The organism is Nitrospirota bacterium (genome assembly GCA_016195565.1).
Classification (GTDB): domain Bacteria; phylum Nitrospirota; class Thermodesulfovibrionia; order Thermodesulfovibrionales; family UBA1546; genus UBA1546.
On record JACPZK010000029.1, the window covers coordinates 76,032 to 90,869 of the forward strand.

14 protein-coding genes, 1 pseudogene and 1 riboswitch are annotated in these 14,838 nt (G+C 43.0%); of the genes and pseudogenes, 13 read left to right on the forward strand and 2 right to left on the reverse strand.

The genetic code is table 11. From position 1 onward, the window contains the following. Nucleotides 1-20: 20 nt before the first annotated feature. Nucleotides 21-198, forward strand: a riboswitch (cobalamin riboswitch). An 11-nt stretch (nucleotides 199-209) separates the two neighbouring features. The 13 genes and pseudogenes from HY035_09700 to HY035_09760 all read left to right on the forward strand — a co-directional run bounded on the left by HY035_09700 (nucleotide 210) and on the right by HY035_09760 (nucleotide 13,256). Further along, nucleotides 210-986 carry a transporter gene (locus HY035_09700; protein MBI3378652.1) on the forward strand — a complete coding sequence of 259 codons (777 nt, stop codon included), beginning with the start codon at nucleotides 210-212 and terminating at the stop codon, nucleotides 984-986. A gap of 8 nt (nucleotides 987-994) precedes the next feature. Beyond that, nucleotides 995-2,103: pseudogene (locus HY035_09705) on the forward strand (energy-coupling factor ABC transporter permease). 97 nt (nucleotides 2,104-2,200) lie between these two features. Continuing rightward, complete coding sequence (gene cbiQ, locus HY035_09710) at nucleotides 2,201-2,953, forward strand: cobalt ECF transporter T component CbiQ (GenBank protein MBI3378653.1); 753 nt, start codon at nucleotides 2,201-2,203, stop codon at nucleotides 2,951-2,953. 26 nt (nucleotides 2,954-2,979) lie between these two features. Beyond that, nucleotides 2,980-3,810 (forward strand): ATP-binding cassette domain-containing protein, encoded by an 831-nt coding sequence (locus tag HY035_09715; GenBank protein ID MBI3378654.1) that lies wholly within the window; start codon nucleotides 2,980-2,982, stop codon nucleotides 3,808-3,810. Nucleotides 3,811-3,830: 20 nt separating this feature from the next. Then, nucleotides 3,831-3,971: a hypothetical protein gene (locus tag HY035_09720; GenBank protein ID MBI3378655.1), complete on the forward strand. Its 141-nt coding sequence runs from the start codon at nucleotides 3,831-3,833 to the stop codon at nucleotides 3,969-3,971. 95 nt (nucleotides 3,972-4,066) lie between these two features. Further along, the gene (cbpB, locus tag HY035_09725) at nucleotides 4,067-5,404 is read left to right on the forward strand and encodes a peptide-modifying radical SAM enzyme CbpB (GenBank protein MBI3378656.1); all 1,338 of its coding nucleotides are present in this window, start codon (nucleotides 4,067-4,069) and stop codon (nucleotides 5,402-5,404) included. Then, nucleotides 5,397-5,915 (forward strand): cob(I)yrinic acid a,c-diamide adenosyltransferase, encoded by a 519-nt coding sequence (gene cobO, locus HY035_09730; protein ID MBI3378657.1) that lies wholly within the window; start codon nucleotides 5,397-5,399, stop codon nucleotides 5,913-5,915. Before cbpB ends, cobO begins: the two co-directional genes overlap by 8 nt. A gap of 41 nt (nucleotides 5,916-5,956) precedes the next feature. After that, a complete protein-coding gene (locus HY035_09735) occupies nucleotides 5,957-7,171 on the forward strand; it encodes a cobalt-precorrin-5B (C(1))-methyltransferase (protein MBI3378658.1) in 1,215 nt (404 codons plus the stop codon). Further along, on the forward strand, nucleotides 7,164-8,501 hold the full coding sequence (gene cbiE, locus HY035_09740) for a precorrin-6y C5,15-methyltransferase (decarboxylating) subunit CbiE (protein ID MBI3378659.1): 1,338 nt from the start codon (nucleotides 7,164-7,166) through the stop codon (nucleotides 8,499-8,501). The genes HY035_09735 and cbiE overlap by 8 nt, the downstream gene beginning before the upstream one ends. Further along, entirely contained in the window at nucleotides 8,501-9,262 is a 762-nt protein-coding gene (cobI, locus tag HY035_09745; protein ID MBI3378660.1) for a precorrin-2 C(20)-methyltransferase, read from the forward strand. The genes cbiE and cobI overlap by 1 nt, the downstream gene beginning before the upstream one ends. Then, nucleotides 9,262-10,017, forward strand: coding sequence for a precorrin-4 C(11)-methyltransferase (gene cobM, locus HY035_09750; GenBank protein MBI3378661.1), 756 nt, complete (start codon nucleotides 9,262-9,264; stop codon nucleotides 10,015-10,017). The genes cobI and cobM overlap by 1 nt, the downstream gene beginning before the upstream one ends. Then, nucleotides 10,001-11,878 carry a cobalamin biosynthesis protein gene (locus HY035_09755; GenBank protein MBI3378662.1) on the forward strand — a complete coding sequence of 626 codons (1,878 nt, stop codon included), beginning with the start codon at nucleotides 10,001-10,003 and terminating at the stop codon, nucleotides 11,876-11,878. The genes cobM and HY035_09755 overlap by 17 nt, the downstream gene beginning before the upstream one ends. Nucleotides 11,879-11,966: 88 nt before the next feature. After that, nucleotides 11,967-13,256, forward strand: a complete 1,290-nt coding sequence (locus HY035_09760; protein MBI3378663.1) for a hypothetical protein — start codon at nucleotides 11,967-11,969, stop codon at nucleotides 13,254-13,256. 1 nt (nucleotide 13,257) lies between these two features. Here HY035_09760 and HY035_09765 read toward each other — a convergent pair whose 3' ends face one another. Further along, complete coding sequence (locus HY035_09765; protein ID MBI3378664.1) at nucleotides 13,258-14,007, reverse strand: RNA methyltransferase; 750 nt, start codon at nucleotides 14,005-14,007, stop codon at nucleotides 13,258-13,260. Further along, nucleotides 14,000-14,838, reverse strand: an 839-nt coding sequence (locus tag HY035_09770; protein ID MBI3378665.1) for an ATP-binding cassette domain-containing protein, incomplete at its 5' end; no start/stop codon positions are given. The genes HY035_09765 and HY035_09770, both read right to left, overlap by 8 nt.

Sequence of the window (14,838 nt, forward strand, 5' to 3'; positions counted from 1 at the left end):
ATAGAGAATTGGGGTTAGAGGTAAGTAGTAAAAACAATGGAATTGAAAACGAGGAAAGGGGTTAAAATCCCCTGCTGTCCCGCAGCCGTGAAGGGAACGAAAACCCAATAGAAGTCACTGTGCCGATGCTTCGGCATGGGAAGACGGGTTAGTAGGTTGCCCTGAGCCGGAAGACCGTTCATTCCAAAACTTCGTGGAAAGGAGAAAAAATGTTTAAAAAAATCTTTATAGTTGTTATTGCAGTTTTGTGGTATGGCTCTGCATTTGCAGCCCATCCATTGATAACAGATGACACAGGCACTCAGGGGAAGGGGAAATATCAGCTTGAGGTCAATGGAGAATATGGAAATGAGAAATATGGTGTTGACGGTGAAAAAAATACTACCAAGATGGCAACAACACTAACATACGGAGCATCAGAGAACGCGGACATCATTCTTGGCATCCCGTATCAGTATATACGGACAAAGACCTCTGCTACAGACACAGAATCAGAGTCAACAAAAGCAGAGGATGGAATCTCTGATATATCCATAGAGTCAAAGTGGAGATTTTTTGAAAAAAACGGCTTAAGCCTTGCCTTAAAACCTGGAATCACTCTTCCCACAGGCAACAGGAAAAGGGGATTGGGCACAGGCAGAGCAGCATACAGCCTCTTTTTTATTACAACAAAGGAGGTAGAGCCGTGGGCCTTTCATTTCAACTTGGGATACAAGAGAAATGAAAACAGGAATAACGAGAGGATAGAGATATGGCATGTATCCCTTGCATCAGAGGTTGAGGTTGTTAAGGACCTCAAAGCAGTTGCGAATATAGGCATGGAGAGGAATCCTGATAAGACATCAAACATAGACCCTGCATTTATTTTGGGCGGTTTGATTTATTCCATATCTAAGAACTTTGATGTAGATTTTGGTATCAGGGGAGGCCTTAATAAACCAGAAACAGATTATGCGATCCTTGCAGGCATTGCATGGAGATTTTAGGAGGCGGCATGAGAATTCAAAATTCAAAGTTAAAAGTTTTTATTCTTTCACTGTTCACTGTTCACTGTTCACTGTTCACTGCCTCTGATGCTCATGCCATGCATATCTCAGAGGGGATATTGCCACTCAACTGGGCATTGTTCTGGTCGGTTATTGCAGTGCCCTTTGTGGCATGGGGATTGTATAAGCTGAAGAAACTCTCTTCGGTTGATCTTTCATTTAAGCCCCTCGTCGGGTTAATGGCTGCTGTTGTATTCATAATCTCATGTATGCCGATACCGGTGCCGACTGCAGGCACGTGCTCTCATCCTGCAGGAACAGGAATATCCGGAATACTTGTTGGACCTGCAATAAGCATACTTGTTACAGCAGTTGCTCTGTTGATTCAGGCCCTTTTCCTTGCCCACGGCGGATTAAGCACATGGGGGGCAGACATAGTATCCATGGGAGTGATGGGCTCATTTGCAGGGTTCTTGACTTTTAGGGTCTTACGCTCAATAAAAGTGAATATTGCGGTTTCAGGATTCATGGCAGGCCTCCTTGCGGACTGGGCAACATATATCACGACATCCGTTGAACTCGCATCAGGCATAAAAGGCGATTCGGCATTCATGCCCCTTTTCTGGAAAATCCTGATAGCCTTCATACCAACCCAGCTTCCGCTCGGAATCGTTGAAGGCGCAATGACATCAGGAATGGTTGTTCTGCTTTATAAAAGGAGACCTGATTTGCTGGTGAGGATGAGGGTGATTAAACAGGAGGAGGCTATATGAAAATTCAAAATTCAAAATTCAAAATTAAAAGTTATAGAGTAATTTTCTTGCTGCTCTGCTGCTCTGCTGCTCTGCTGTTCCTTTTCAGCCTTCAGCCTTCAGCCTTTGCCTCTGAGAAATGGCAGGGTGTTGACGAATCGGTAATTGAAAAGGTTGCAAAAGAGCACGGCAGAGAGGCAAGGGAACCATTCATTAATACAGATCAGGGTGATTTGCTTCTATTTGTCTTTCTCCTCGCAGGTACAATCGGAGGCTTTGCAGCAGGATATTACTGGAAGGAATTAATGCAGAACAAAAAAGAGCAGAAAATTACTGCTACGCAAGAAAGGGTGCACAAAGAATAATAATATATGTCATTGCGAGGAGCGGAGCAACGAAGCAATCTTAAAAAATCGAGATTGCTTCGCCTTCGGCTCGCAATGACATATAAAGGGCTACATAATGGAAATCTTTAGCGAATACTTCAAAAAAGACCACTTGCTTTCGCAGGTTGACGCGAGGCTAAAACTCGGCGTCAGCCTCTTTGTTTTAGCAATGGTATTGAGCTATAAAGGGCTTGTGTTCCCTTTATTCATACTGGGCATAAGCCTTTGCCTCTGTATAAGGATGAAGATCCCTTTTAAGGTATTTCTTCTGAGATTTTCAGAGCCTGTTTTTATTGCGTCTGTTGTGATATTGCTCAAATTCCTATTTTCAGGACAGGAGGCTATGTTTTCCGTAAAGATGTGGGGCATCACAATAACAGGACACAAAGACGGGCTTACGGACGGACTGCAAATCGGCAGCAGGATTTTAGGGGCCGTCTCTGTTGTTGCTTTATTGGGCTTTTCTACCCCTTTCACAGAGATAATGGCTGGGTTGTCGTGGCTTAAAATCCCAAAGGGCCTTATAGAGATATCGCTGTTTGCCTACAGATATATCTTTGTGCTTCTTGAAGATGCGATGGTCATATATAACGCACAAAAAAACCGTCTTGGTTATTCCAATATTAAGCGGGGATTAAGCTCATTCGGAACCTTGACAGGCTCACTGACACTCAAGGCGTTTGAGCACAGCCAGAACACAACAACTGCGATGCTTCAACGCGGATATGACGGCAACATCCCGATGTTGAAACACAGGCCATTCAAGCTGTCAGAAATTGCCGTCTCAGTTCTATTGATAATCACGCTGGGGGTTGTATGGAAAATGTAGCAAGGGCGCAGATAAAAAGTAAGGACATAAGATTGTCTGTTCAAATAAATTCATTCAAATATCCTGACGGGACTCAGGCATTGTCTGATATGGCTGTTGATGTATCGCATGGAGAATTTATCGGCATACTCGGCTCAAACGGCTCGGGAAAGACAACACTGCTAAAAATACTGGACGGCTTAATAAAAAACTTTGAAGGCAGCGCTTATCTTGACGGAACGGACATAAAAAAACTTTCCCCAAAGGAGATTTACAAAAAGGTCGGACTCGTCTTTCAAAATCCGGATGACCAGCTTTTCGCTCCTACTGTATTTGAGGATGTGGCATTCGGCCCGATAAACATGGGCTTCAAGGAAGATGAGGTCATCACCCGTATAAACAACGCCCTTAAGGATGTTGATATGCAAGAATACGCAAAAAAGTCTATACATAATCTGAGTTTTGGCCAGAAGAAAAGGATTTGTATTGCAGGCCTTCTGGCAATGGGGCATGAGATACTGCTGCTTGACGAGCCTACAGCCGGATTAGATCCAATGGGAGAATATAAAATGATGAATCTGCTGACAAAGCTCAATAAGGAAAAACGCGTAACTGTTGTCATGGCCACACACAGCGTCGACCTTGTTCCCTTGTTTCTTGACAGGCTCTATATATTAAGCAAGGGCAGTATTGTCAGAAGCGGTATCCCTGAGGATGTTTTTACAGCGCCTGAAGATATGTCAAACGTTAAACTCAGGCTTCCTCAGATTGCAGAATTGATATACAGGCTGAAACATGAGGATAACTTACCATTCGAAAAAATTCCCCTCACCATCGGTGAGGCGAGAAGAGAGATATTAAAAACTCTCAGCTCGTAAGTGAAAGGAGGTGAAGAAATTTGAATAGTCCCAAAAACAGGGCTAAAAAGAAGGCAAAGGCCAGCGTCATATCGTACCATCTCAAATGCACAAAGACAGCTAACGGTTTGACACACTTTGTGATGTATGGAGATGTTCCGAACAAGAAAATGCCGTTATAAAATGATGCTGCCTCAGAGGCAAAACAACCCCCGCATCAATCAGTCATTGCAGGGTTGTTTTGCCTCACTAAAAAATTAAAAGGAGATATATACATATGAAGGAAAATCAAAGAGGTCTTTCTTTTTCTGATATTAACACTGACTGGAAGCTTGTCCTCGACGCTGACAATGTATTCTGGGGACTTGCGCCAAAAAATGATAATGGTGACTTCCTGCTGCCGGAAGACCTGATAACGCTGTACAAAAGTAAAAGCGCCCATCTCGATAAAGAGCTTCACGATTTTAGGTTCAATACGGATTTAAACTGTGTATACATAGACCCCACTGACAGATGTAATGCTAACTGCACATACTGTTACATCCCTGCTGAGATAAGAAAACATGGCAGCCAGATGACAGGGAAAGAACTCAATACAGTACTGGAAAAGATTGCAGTACATTTCAAGGATTTAAGAAAAAAACCTGTAATCGTCTTTCACGCTGCTGAACCGCTGTTGGTAAAAGATATACTGTTTGACTCCATAAAAAAATTCAGCAGTAAATTCGTTTTTGGTATTCAGACAAATGCACTCCTTCTCGAAAAAGGGGATGTGGAGTTTATGAAAAAATATAAGGTTGGCGTAGGCATATCGCTTGACGCGCCCGATGCCCATACAAACAATCTCTCAAGAGTAACGGCAAAAGGCGGGGGCAATTTTGAGAAGGCTGTTCAGGCATTAGAGTGGTTTAAAGGCTATGAAGGGTTAAATGTAATCTCGACTGTAACAAAATTCAATGTCAAAAAGCTTTCAGAGCATGTAAGATTCCTCCATAAAAAAGGAGTGCCGTGCATACTTTTAAATCCTGTCCGGGTGACACAAAAACAGGCATTAAAACAGAAGCCGGATGAAAAGGAGTTTGCAAAAGAATTAATAAAGGCCGTTGAGACAGCGATAGAGCTTACAAAAAAATCCGGCAGGCAGATCGTTGTGGGCAATTTTGCAAATGTCATCCTGGCAATAATATCGCCTGCTGCCAGACGCATGATGTGTGACATCTCTCCTTGCGGCGGAGGCAGGACATTTCTTACAATCACTGCAAGCGGCGATATGGTTCCTTGCGGCGAGTTTATCAGCTTCAAAGAATTCTCAGGAGGAAATATCTTCAAGACATCAATTGAAAAGGCGATGAACTCAAAGCCATTTAAAACAATCAGAGCAAGGACTGTGGAGAAGATCGATGAATGCAGCACATGCGACTTCAGGCATATATGCGGCTCGCCATGCCCTGCTGAGATGTATGCCAGAGGCAATATGTACAGAAAGGCAGAGTTTTGCGAGTTTTACAAAGAGATGATAAGATATGCCTTTAAACTGATATCCGAAGATAAAGTTCCATATCTTCTAAGAGAAGGCTCTTTACAGCAGATGCAGTATGAGTACCGCTATGCGTAAAGGATATATACATATTTATACAGGAAACAGCAAAGGCAAAACCACTGCTGCATTAGGGCTTGCGCTAAGGGCAATGGGTGCAGGCCTTAAGGTATTCGTAGGACAGTTCGTAAAAAAAAGAATATGCAGCGAACATAAGGCGCTGAAAAGATTTAAAGACCTTATAACCATAAGGCAGTACGGAACCGGTTTTCTGAGAGCAAAAGTCCTTACCCCATCCGAAAAGGCATCTGCGAAAAAAGGGTTTGAAGATGTAAAAAAAGCGCTCCTGTCAGGACAGTATGATATGGTGATACTGGATGAGGTAAATATTGCTGTTCACTACGGACTTATTAGCGCAGATGATGTGCTGAAACTGCTTGATAGAAAGCCTCCGGAGACCGAGGTGATTATAACAGGCAGATATGCGGATGAAAAACTTATCAAAAAGGCAGACCTTGTAACAGAGATGAGGGAGATCAAGCATTACTTCAAGCAAGGCGTCAAGGCAAGGAAGGGGATTGAATACTGATCTGTTCAATATTGTTCAAGACTTTTAACCCTAATTAAAAAATGAAAAGAAGGCAACTGCGATCAGGATATACAACAGGCGCATGCGCTGCAGCAGCTGCGAAGGCAGCGGCAATGCTCTTGATAAGAGCAGAACAGCAGAGCAGCAGAACAGCAGAGCAGCAGTTTAAAATGAAAGAACATCCTACTGTGCTACTGCGCTACTGCGCTACTGCTCCAATAGAAGAAGTCGAGATTCCCTTTCCGGACAGCAGCAGAGTGAAGTTCAAGATTCAAGATTCAAGAGTTAAAATTCAAGACGGACATTTAACAGCAACTGCATCTGTGATTAAAGATGCCGGCGATGACCCTGATGTTACGAATGGAGCAGAGATAGTCGCAGAAGCGAGATTTTTAGAGCAACAGAGCAGTCCCGATTTAATCGGGACGCTACTGCACTACTGCGCTACTGGGCTTGCCATTAAAGGCGGCAAAGGCGTTGGCGTAGTTACAAAACCGGGGCTGCCAATACCTGTTGGTGAAGCGGCTATAAATCCGGTGCCGAGGAGAATGATAAAAGAGGCTGTATCAGAGGCGGTTCAAGGGTTCAAGGGTTCAAGGGTTCAAGGGTTAGAAGTAACTATTTCAGTCACTAACGGCGAAAAGCTTGCGAAAAAGACGCTGAATCAAAGACTGGGGATTATCGGCGGCATTTCCATACTCGGGACAACAGGCATTGTGAAGCCAATTTCCGCAGAGGCATGGACCGCCACTATCATATCGTCAATGGATGTCGCTAAGGCAATGGGACGCAGTGAGATAGTATTGTCCGCAGGGAGGTCCTCAGAAAAAGCTCATATGGAGAAATTCGATCTCCCTCAGGAATCGTATGTAATGATGGGAGATTATCTCGAATTTGCCTTGTTTGAGGCAAAAAAACATGCATTCAAAAAAATACATCTCTGCGCTCAGTGGGCTAAGATGCTGAAGATCGCCATGGCAACGCCGCAAACCCATGTGAGACATGGGTCGATCGATATAAAAAAAGCTATTGAATTTTTAAAGAATATAGATTCTGAATTCTGTGCTCTTGGTTCTGAATATAATACGGCAATGGAAATTTTTAATTTTATTGTTTCATCTTCCCATTCACCCATTCACCGATTCACCAATGTTTGTGTTGCTGCTAAAAAATATGCAGAAGGCATCGCCTCAGAAATACCTGTTATTTCATATCTTGTATCGTACGAAGGGAAGATAATTGCAAACAGTGAATAAAATCTACATCATAGGAATCGGCTACAAGCCCCTTGATAAAAGGGCACGGGAGATTATTTTGAATTCCGAAATCATCCTTGCTTCAAAAAGGCTCTCGGAGGTTTTTAAGAGATATGAAGAATATGGGGCAGTCAAGGATAAAGTCAAGGTAATCAACAATGTGGATGAAACCATTGCGTTTATCAAATCCCTAATCCCTAATCCCCAATCCCCTAATATCGTCCTTCTTGCCTCAGGCGATCCCACATTTTTTGGAATCGGCAGAAGGGCTGTCAGGGAATTTGGAAAAGAAATTGTAGAGATACTTCCTGATTTATCAAGCATACAAATTGCGTTTTCACGGATAAAAGAATCATGGGATGACGCATTTTTAATGAGCCTTCACGGCGGGCCTGATCCTGAAAAAAGAAGAAGGTTGCCGTATGAGCTGGACGATATTCCGTATTTACTTCAAAGGCATAACAAAATCCTAATCCTCACTGACAAAGAAAACAACCCTGCAATAATAGCAAAGTTTTTAAACTCGTCACTTATCACTCGTCACTCGTCACTTAAAATACATGTCTGTGAGAAGCTCGGCTATCCAGATGAAAAAATAACAGAGGGCACACCTGAAGAGATTGCAGAGATGTTGTTTGCAACTCCGAATGTGGTGATTGTTATTAAGGAAAATTCACTTTTGTCATTCCCGCTTGTCGGGAATCCTTCCGAGCTGTCCGGAAACGCAAAGAAAGATTGCGGACAAGCCGCAATGACAGATAAGATCAAATTCGGTTTATCAGAAACCGAAATCATTCATTCCAGAGGGCTCATAACTAAAAATGAAGTTAGGGCAGTGACCATTCACAAGTTGAGCCTTCCTCAAAGAGGTGTGCTATGGGACATAGGCGCAGGCTCAGGTTCTGTATCAATAGAAGCTGCAAGGCTGTATCCTGAATTAAAGGTTTTTGCCGTTGAAAAAGACGAGGAGCAGATTAAAAACATCAAGGAGAACAGGATTAAATTTGACGCTGTCAATATTGAAATAATAAAAGGACAGGCGCCTGATGTTTTGATAAACCTTCCTGTTCCTGACAGGGTTTTTATTGGCGGCAGTGGAGGAGCGATTAAAGAGATTATTGAATTTGTGAGCAGCAAAATATCATCCGGTATTGTTGTGATAAATGCAATAACGATAGAAACCCTGAATGAAGCAATTAAATCGCTTGAGAATAAAGGCTTCGTTGTAGAAGTATCTGAAATCTCTGTATCGCGCTCAAAAACTGTATCGGGCAAACGGCACATGAGCGCCTTAAATCCTGTATTTATAATCACAGGGATAAAACAGTAATGCGAGGGAAACTTTATGCCATAGGCGTAGGTCCCGGAGACCCGGAATTATTAACCCTGAAGGCATTAAAAATCCTAAGGGGTGTCCCCTGCATCTGCGTTCCAAAAGGCAGAGAGGAAGGAAGCAGCCTTGCCTTGTCTATCGTACAAAAGGCATTGAGCCTTGAGGGGAAAGAGATTATAGAAACGCATTTCCCGATGAGAAAGACAAAAAGTATCAAAGCATCAAAGTATCAAAGTATCAAAGGCTCTGACCCTTTTATTGATTCCGAACTTGACAACAAATGGGCTGAGACTGTAAAAAATATCCTGAGCAGGCTTACCAAAGGGATTGATGTCGCATTTATCACATTAGGAGACCCTGCTATCTACAGCACTTTTTTTTATTTATATGACAGGCTGCTCGAATCAAACCCTGAATTAAAGATAGATATAATACCCGGCGTATCCTCCATAAACGCCTCTGCGGCAAAGGCAAAGATATCTCTGGGGCTTGCTGACGAAAAGATCGCAATCCTGCCCGCAAATTATATTGAGAACCTGAATGAAACGCTGGAAAAATTCGACACTGTAGTGCTTATGAAGGTTAATAAAGTCTTTGAAGGAATAATGCATACCCTCACTGAAATGAATTTACTGAACAATGCAATATATATATCAAGGGCATGCATGGAAGATGAAAAGGTATTTAAGGACATAAAAGATGTCAAAGAAGAAGACCTTAATTATTTCTCTATGGTAATAGTTAAAAAGGGGCGGTAATGAGCAAAGTATATTTCATAGGAGCAGGGCCCGGCGACCCTGAACTGATAACAGTTAAAGGCAAAAAACTGCTTGACAGCGCTGACGTTGTTATTTACGCAGGAAGCCTTGTTAATCCTGACCTCTTGAAAGGCATAAAAGCAGAGATATATAATTCCGCATCCATGACGCTTGATGAAACAATGAATGTTATTAAAGAGTCAATTGCAACCAAGAAAATAGTTGTAAGGTTGCATACAGGCGATACATCATTTTACAGCGCAATATCAGAGCAGATAGAAAAGCTACGGGAGTTAAACATTGAATATGAAGTTATCCCGGGCGTTTCATCGGCAATGGCAGGAGCCGCAATACTCGGACAGGAACTCACAATACCCGAAATAAGCCAGACCGTAATATTTACTCGTATTGAAGGAAAAACGCCTGTGCCGGAAACTGAAAAGCTCAGCGAACTTGCAAAACATAAAACTACAATGGTCATATTTTTAAGTGCGGGGATGATTGAAAAAGTTAAGGGTGAACTTTTGCAGGGCTATTCCGAAGACACACCTGTTGTAATCATTGAAAAGGCTACATGGAAGGAACAGAAAGTCGTAAGAGGACAGTTAAAAGACATTGTAAGATTAGTTAAGGATGCAGGGATAAAAAAGACTGCGCTTATTTATGTCGGCGAATCATTAAGGGCATCCGAAAAATCTTTAGGCAAAGAATCAAAACTGTATCACAGGGATTTCAAGCATGGCTACAGAAAATAATACAGCCATTCTCTACATCACAGACAACGGCTTTGGCCTTGCCAGAAAACTAAACAGCCTTTATCCTGATGCAAAGGCCTTTAAGTTTAAACCTGATACTCTCTCCAAATTCTGGGGCAAGCACAAAAGGTTCATCTTCATCATGGCATCAGGCATTGTTGTGCGGACTATCGCGCCTCTGATAAAAAACAAAAAGACAGACCCGGCTGTTGTTGTGCTTGACGAAAAAGGAAGATTTGCCGTCAGTCTTTTGAGCGGGCATCTCGGAGGCGCAAATAAACTTGCAAAAGAGATTGCAGATTTCCTCGGCGGGCAAGCTGTTATTACAACCGCATCAGATACTAACAACCTGCCTGCAATAGATTTATGGGCTAAAGAAAATGACTTAGCTATAGAGAATTGGGATACTGTTCCTGAGATATCAACAAGGTTTTTAAACAGCGGCGAATTGAGGGTTTATTCGGAAGTTGAGATAAAGATACCTGAGGGGTTTTTGAGAGTAGATAAGCCAAGTTCCGCTGATGTGCTGATTACAAACAAGCAATTCAAAATTCAAAATTCAAAATTCAAAAATAAAATTTATCTGCGCCCCAAGAATCTCATTATCGGCATCGGCTGTAATAGAGGGACCTCTGCAGATGAGATTGAAGATGCTGTCAAAAGAGCGCTGGTTGAAAAAAAATTGTCTTTCCTCTCAATTCATGGTGTCGCAACAATTGACATCAAGGCAGATGAGAAAGGCCTTAATGAATTTGTCCGGGAATATGGATTCCCCATAAAGACATTTACTGCCAATGAATTGAATGCCTTAAACGCCATTCAAAAATCAGCGTTAGTCTTTAAGGCCACAGGCGCTTATGCAGTTGCAGAGCCCGCGGCATTGCTTGCATCAGGAGCAGAGAAATTGCTTGTGAAAAAGCAAAAGGTCGGGAATGTAACAGTGGCAGTGTCAGAAATAAGAGCAGCAGAGCAGCAGACCAGCAGACCAGTAGCTGGTGAGAATACTGCTGCACTACTGCGCTACTGCGCTACTGCTCAAAACAGAGGGAAAATATTTATCGTCGGTACTGGTCCCGGAAGTGTTGAACATATCACTCCGTACGCGCAGAAGGCAATAAGAAACTCTGATGTAATAGTCGGATACGGAACATACATTGAGTTGATAAAGGAATTGATAAAGGACAAGGAGATTGTTTCTACAGGAATGACGCAGGAGATAGAAAGATGCAAAAAGGCTGTTGAGCTTGCAATGAACGGCAAAACCGTTTCCGTAATCAGCGGCGGCGACCCCGGAATATACGCCATGGCAGGGCTGATGTTTGAAATGCTCAGAGCAGAGCAGCAGAGCAGCAGAGCAACAGAGCAACAGTTAGAAGAAGAAAATCCTGCTGCGCTATTGCGCTACTGTTCTGCTGCGCTTAATGTTGAAGTCATCCCCGGCGTCTCTGCCTTGAATGCATGCGCCGCAAGGCTTGGAGCGCCGCTAATGCATGATTTTGCCTCAATCAGTTTATCGGACAGGCTTACGCCCTGGGAGCTGATAGAAAAAAGACTTGATGCGGCAGCCAAGGCTGATTTTGTCATCATCCTCTACAATCCCAAAAGTAAAGGAAGGGCCGAACATATAGACAAGGCAAGGGGAATTATTTTGAAATGCCGGAAACCTGAAACACCCGTCGGCATAGTAAAAGGCGCAATGAGAGAGGATGAAAGGATAATCATAACTGATTTAAAAAACATGCCTGAACATGATATTGATATGCAGACAACCGTAATAATCGGCAATTCTCAGACATTCGTGTGGGATAACAGAATGATAACGCCAAGAGGATATGAAGGAAAGTTAAAAGTTGAAAGTTAAAAGTTTAAAATTAATCAAATCCCCAATCCCAAATCTCCAATCCCCAAATGTAGCCTTTCTCTGGGATGAATCATTTTTGTGGGGGCTGATGGCTTATAAAGCCATGAAAGCAAATGGACTGTCTTTTGAACTCATCCGCGCAGAGGACATAAAAAAAGGACGCCTTAAAAATTATGCCATGCTCTTTGTTCCCGGAGGCTGGGCTTCAAATAAATTAAAGGCGCTCGGTGATAAAGGCACAGCCGAAATAAAAAAGTTTGTGCGTAACGGCGGAAATTATCTCGGATTCTGCGGAGGCGCAGGGCTTGCAACACTTGACGGCATAGGGCTTTTGAATATCAAAAGAAAGCCGACAAAGGAGAGAGTCCCCAGCTTCAGCGGAAGGATTCATCTGAATATCAACAAACATCCCATATTCACCGATTCACCCATTCACTCTCCTCGGCGCGTCGCCTGTGGCGACCAGTTCACCCATTCACCTGTTTTTCACGCCTGGTGGCCCTCTCAGTTTTTAATCGAAGACAGCAGCTTAGAAATACTCGCAACTTACGGCGATGCACTGCCTGACTCTTTCAGCTCTGATTTGAATGTCGGAGATGTAGAAATGAACAGCAACTGGACAGAGCTTGAAGAGATTTATGGAATTAATCTCAACCCAATGAGGCTGAAAAATGAGCCTGCTGTAATAGAGGGGACTTTCGGCAAAGGCAGGGTAATATTATCGCTTATTCATTTTGACACGCCGGATGATGAAAACGGCGCAAAGGTTTTGAGGAATTTATGGGAATATCTGGTGGGAAAACAGTCAGCGGTCAACAGTCAGCATTCAGCCAAAAACTCCAAACTATTGATTCATTCAAATATAATGTCCAATAACTACCGTAGGGGACTGTCCCTATTTACGGACGAAGCGCAACGGAGTCGTAGAATAGGGACTGTCCCCGATGCCCCTTCTCTTGAAGAGCTTGAATCAGCAGTTACCGATTTAATTAGTCTCGGCATTCGCAATTTTCTCTGGTTCTGGAGAAATCCAATGCTTTTGCAGTGGCGCAGGGGAGTGAGAGGGCTTGAATACTGCACCTTGTATGTGATGGTGACAGCTCTCAGCGGTCAGCTATCAGCCAGAGATAAAGAGAAACTACATAGAGTAAAAAAACTGCTTATGCCATTTACAGAAAAAGCAAAACAGCTTCTTATTTTAGAGAGGCGTGCCCTGCAGAACTGGCATATTACATACGAAAGATGCAATGACCCTGAGATTCAAAAATTAAGAACAGAACTTTTTTCCTCTTCAAAAAGCCACGGAGGGTTGTTTAAGGAACTGATAGATGAAACAGATAAACTTTTATATGCTTTGATAAAAATGCAAGCAATCTGATTCATCCAATCTTCTTCTCCACCTGTGAACACATGCCATGAAACATCTTTAGCTCCCAGTCTGTAAGCCCTGCCCTGCCGATAAGGCGTTTAAGGTTCCTCATTATCTTCATTTCAAGATCACTGCTTCCTCTTGGAATATATTCAAGAAGCCTGAGAGTGGAGCGGATTCGCCTGTAAAGGCCGTCAATCTCTTTGTGTTTGGCCAATTCCGGAAATTCTGTCTTGTATGTCTTCCGGCTCAACTCATAGGCAACAAGCAAAATACTCTGGCTGAGGTTCAGAGAAGCCGATAAGGGATTCGCAGGTATTGTTATCAGGAATCCGCATTCCTCAACCTCCCTGTTGTTTAATCCCTTATCCTCCCTGCCAAAAACTATTGCAATTTTATTTTTCTTTGAAGCAGAAACAGCTTTCTTTATCCCCTCTTTCAGCGGAAGTATAAGCCCGCGGCGTTTCCCTATCCTTCTCGTTGCGCCGATAATTATATTTTTGCCTCTTATTGCATCTTTCAAGCTTGCATGGACAACTGCGCTTTCAAGCACATCAACAGCCTTGCATGCCATCCGCCTGCTTTCATCTGTAAGAAAATTCCTACGGCTTACCCCGTTAGAAATATTTTTTCTAACGGGGCTTACAACTTCAAGGTTTTTGAACCCCATATTCTTCATTGCCCTTGCAGAGGCGCCGATATTGCCTGCTTCTTTCGGTTCTACAAGGACAAAGAAAACATTGTCCTTCCAGTCATTCATAGGGATTCCAGAGATGGCATGAAACAAGCCTGCCCTTTGCTTCTTGATCCTGAACTTGCTTCAGGACAGGAACTATATTATCGCAAGGCTTGAATCTCTTCGGGCATCTTGGATGAAACGGGCATCCTGAAGGGATATGTATAGGGCTTGGAACTTCACCAATCTCTTTTGGTGAATGGGTGGATTGGTGAATGGGTAAATGGGAAATGCGGGGAGCTGATGCAAGCAGTATGTCTGTATATGGGTGCATTGGTTTGTTAAACAGCTCTTCTGTTTTTGCATATTCAACTATCTTGCCGAGGTACATTACAGCTACGGTATCGCTGAAATAATTGACAATCTTAAGGTCATGGCTTATAAACAGAAACGTTATTTTTGTTTCTTCCCTGAGCTTCTGAAGCAGGTTGAGTATCTGCGCCTGTATCGAAACATCAAGCGCTGAGAGCGGTTCATCTGCAACTATAAGTTTCGGATTCACGGCAAGCGCCCTTGCGATGCATATCCTCTGCCTCTGGCCGCCGCTGAATTCGTGAGGATAGCGGTTCATCACATCAGCTCCGAGGCCGACTTTTTTCAGGAGTTCTGCGCTTGCGTCTCTGAAGTATTTTTTGTCAACAATCCCGTGTATCTTCAGCGGCTCTGAAATCGTATCAAAAACAGTCCTCCTTGGATTAAGCGAGGCAAAGGGATCCTGAAATATTATCTGCACAGATTTTCTGAATGCCTTCAGGGAATCGCCTTTAAGCGCAAATATATCCCTGCCCTCAAAAAACACTTCTCCTGCCGTAGGCTTCATAAGTTTCAAAACAAGACGCGCAACAGTTGATTTGC

Coding starts and splice junctions, on each gene's coding strand:
- HY035_09700 (MBI3378652.1), top strand. CDS start 210: ATGTTTAAAAAAATCTTTATAGTTGTTATTGCAGTTTTGTGGTATGGC.
- cbiQ (MBI3378653.1), top strand. CDS start 2,201: ATGGAAATCTTTAGCGAATACTTCAAAAAAGACCACTTGCTTTCGCAG.
- cbpB (MBI3378656.1), top strand. CDS start 4,067: ATGAAGGAAAATCAAAGAGGTCTTTCTTTTTCTGATATTAACACTGAC.
- cobO (MBI3378657.1), top strand. CDS start 5,397: ATGCGTAAAGGATATATACATATTTATACAGGAAACAGCAAAGGCAAA.
- HY035_09735 (MBI3378658.1), top strand. CDS start 5,957: ATGAAAAGAAGGCAACTGCGATCAGGATATACAACAGGCGCATGCGCT.
- cobI (MBI3378660.1), top strand. CDS start 8,501: ATGCGAGGGAAACTTTATGCCATAGGCGTAGGTCCCGGAGACCCGGAA.
- cobM (MBI3378661.1), top strand. CDS start 9,262: ATGAGCAAAGTATATTTCATAGGAGCAGGGCCCGGCGACCCTGAACTG.
- HY035_09755 (MBI3378662.1), top strand. CDS start 10,001: ATGGCTACAGAAAATAATACAGCCATTCTCTACATCACAGACAACGGC.
- HY035_09760 (MBI3378663.1), top strand. CDS start 11,967: ATGGCTTATAAAGCCATGAAAGCAAATGGACTGTCTTTTGAACTCATC.
- HY035_09765 (MBI3378664.1), bottom strand. CDS start 14,007: ATGAATGACTGGAAGGACAATGTTTTCTTTGTCCTTGTAGAACCGAAA.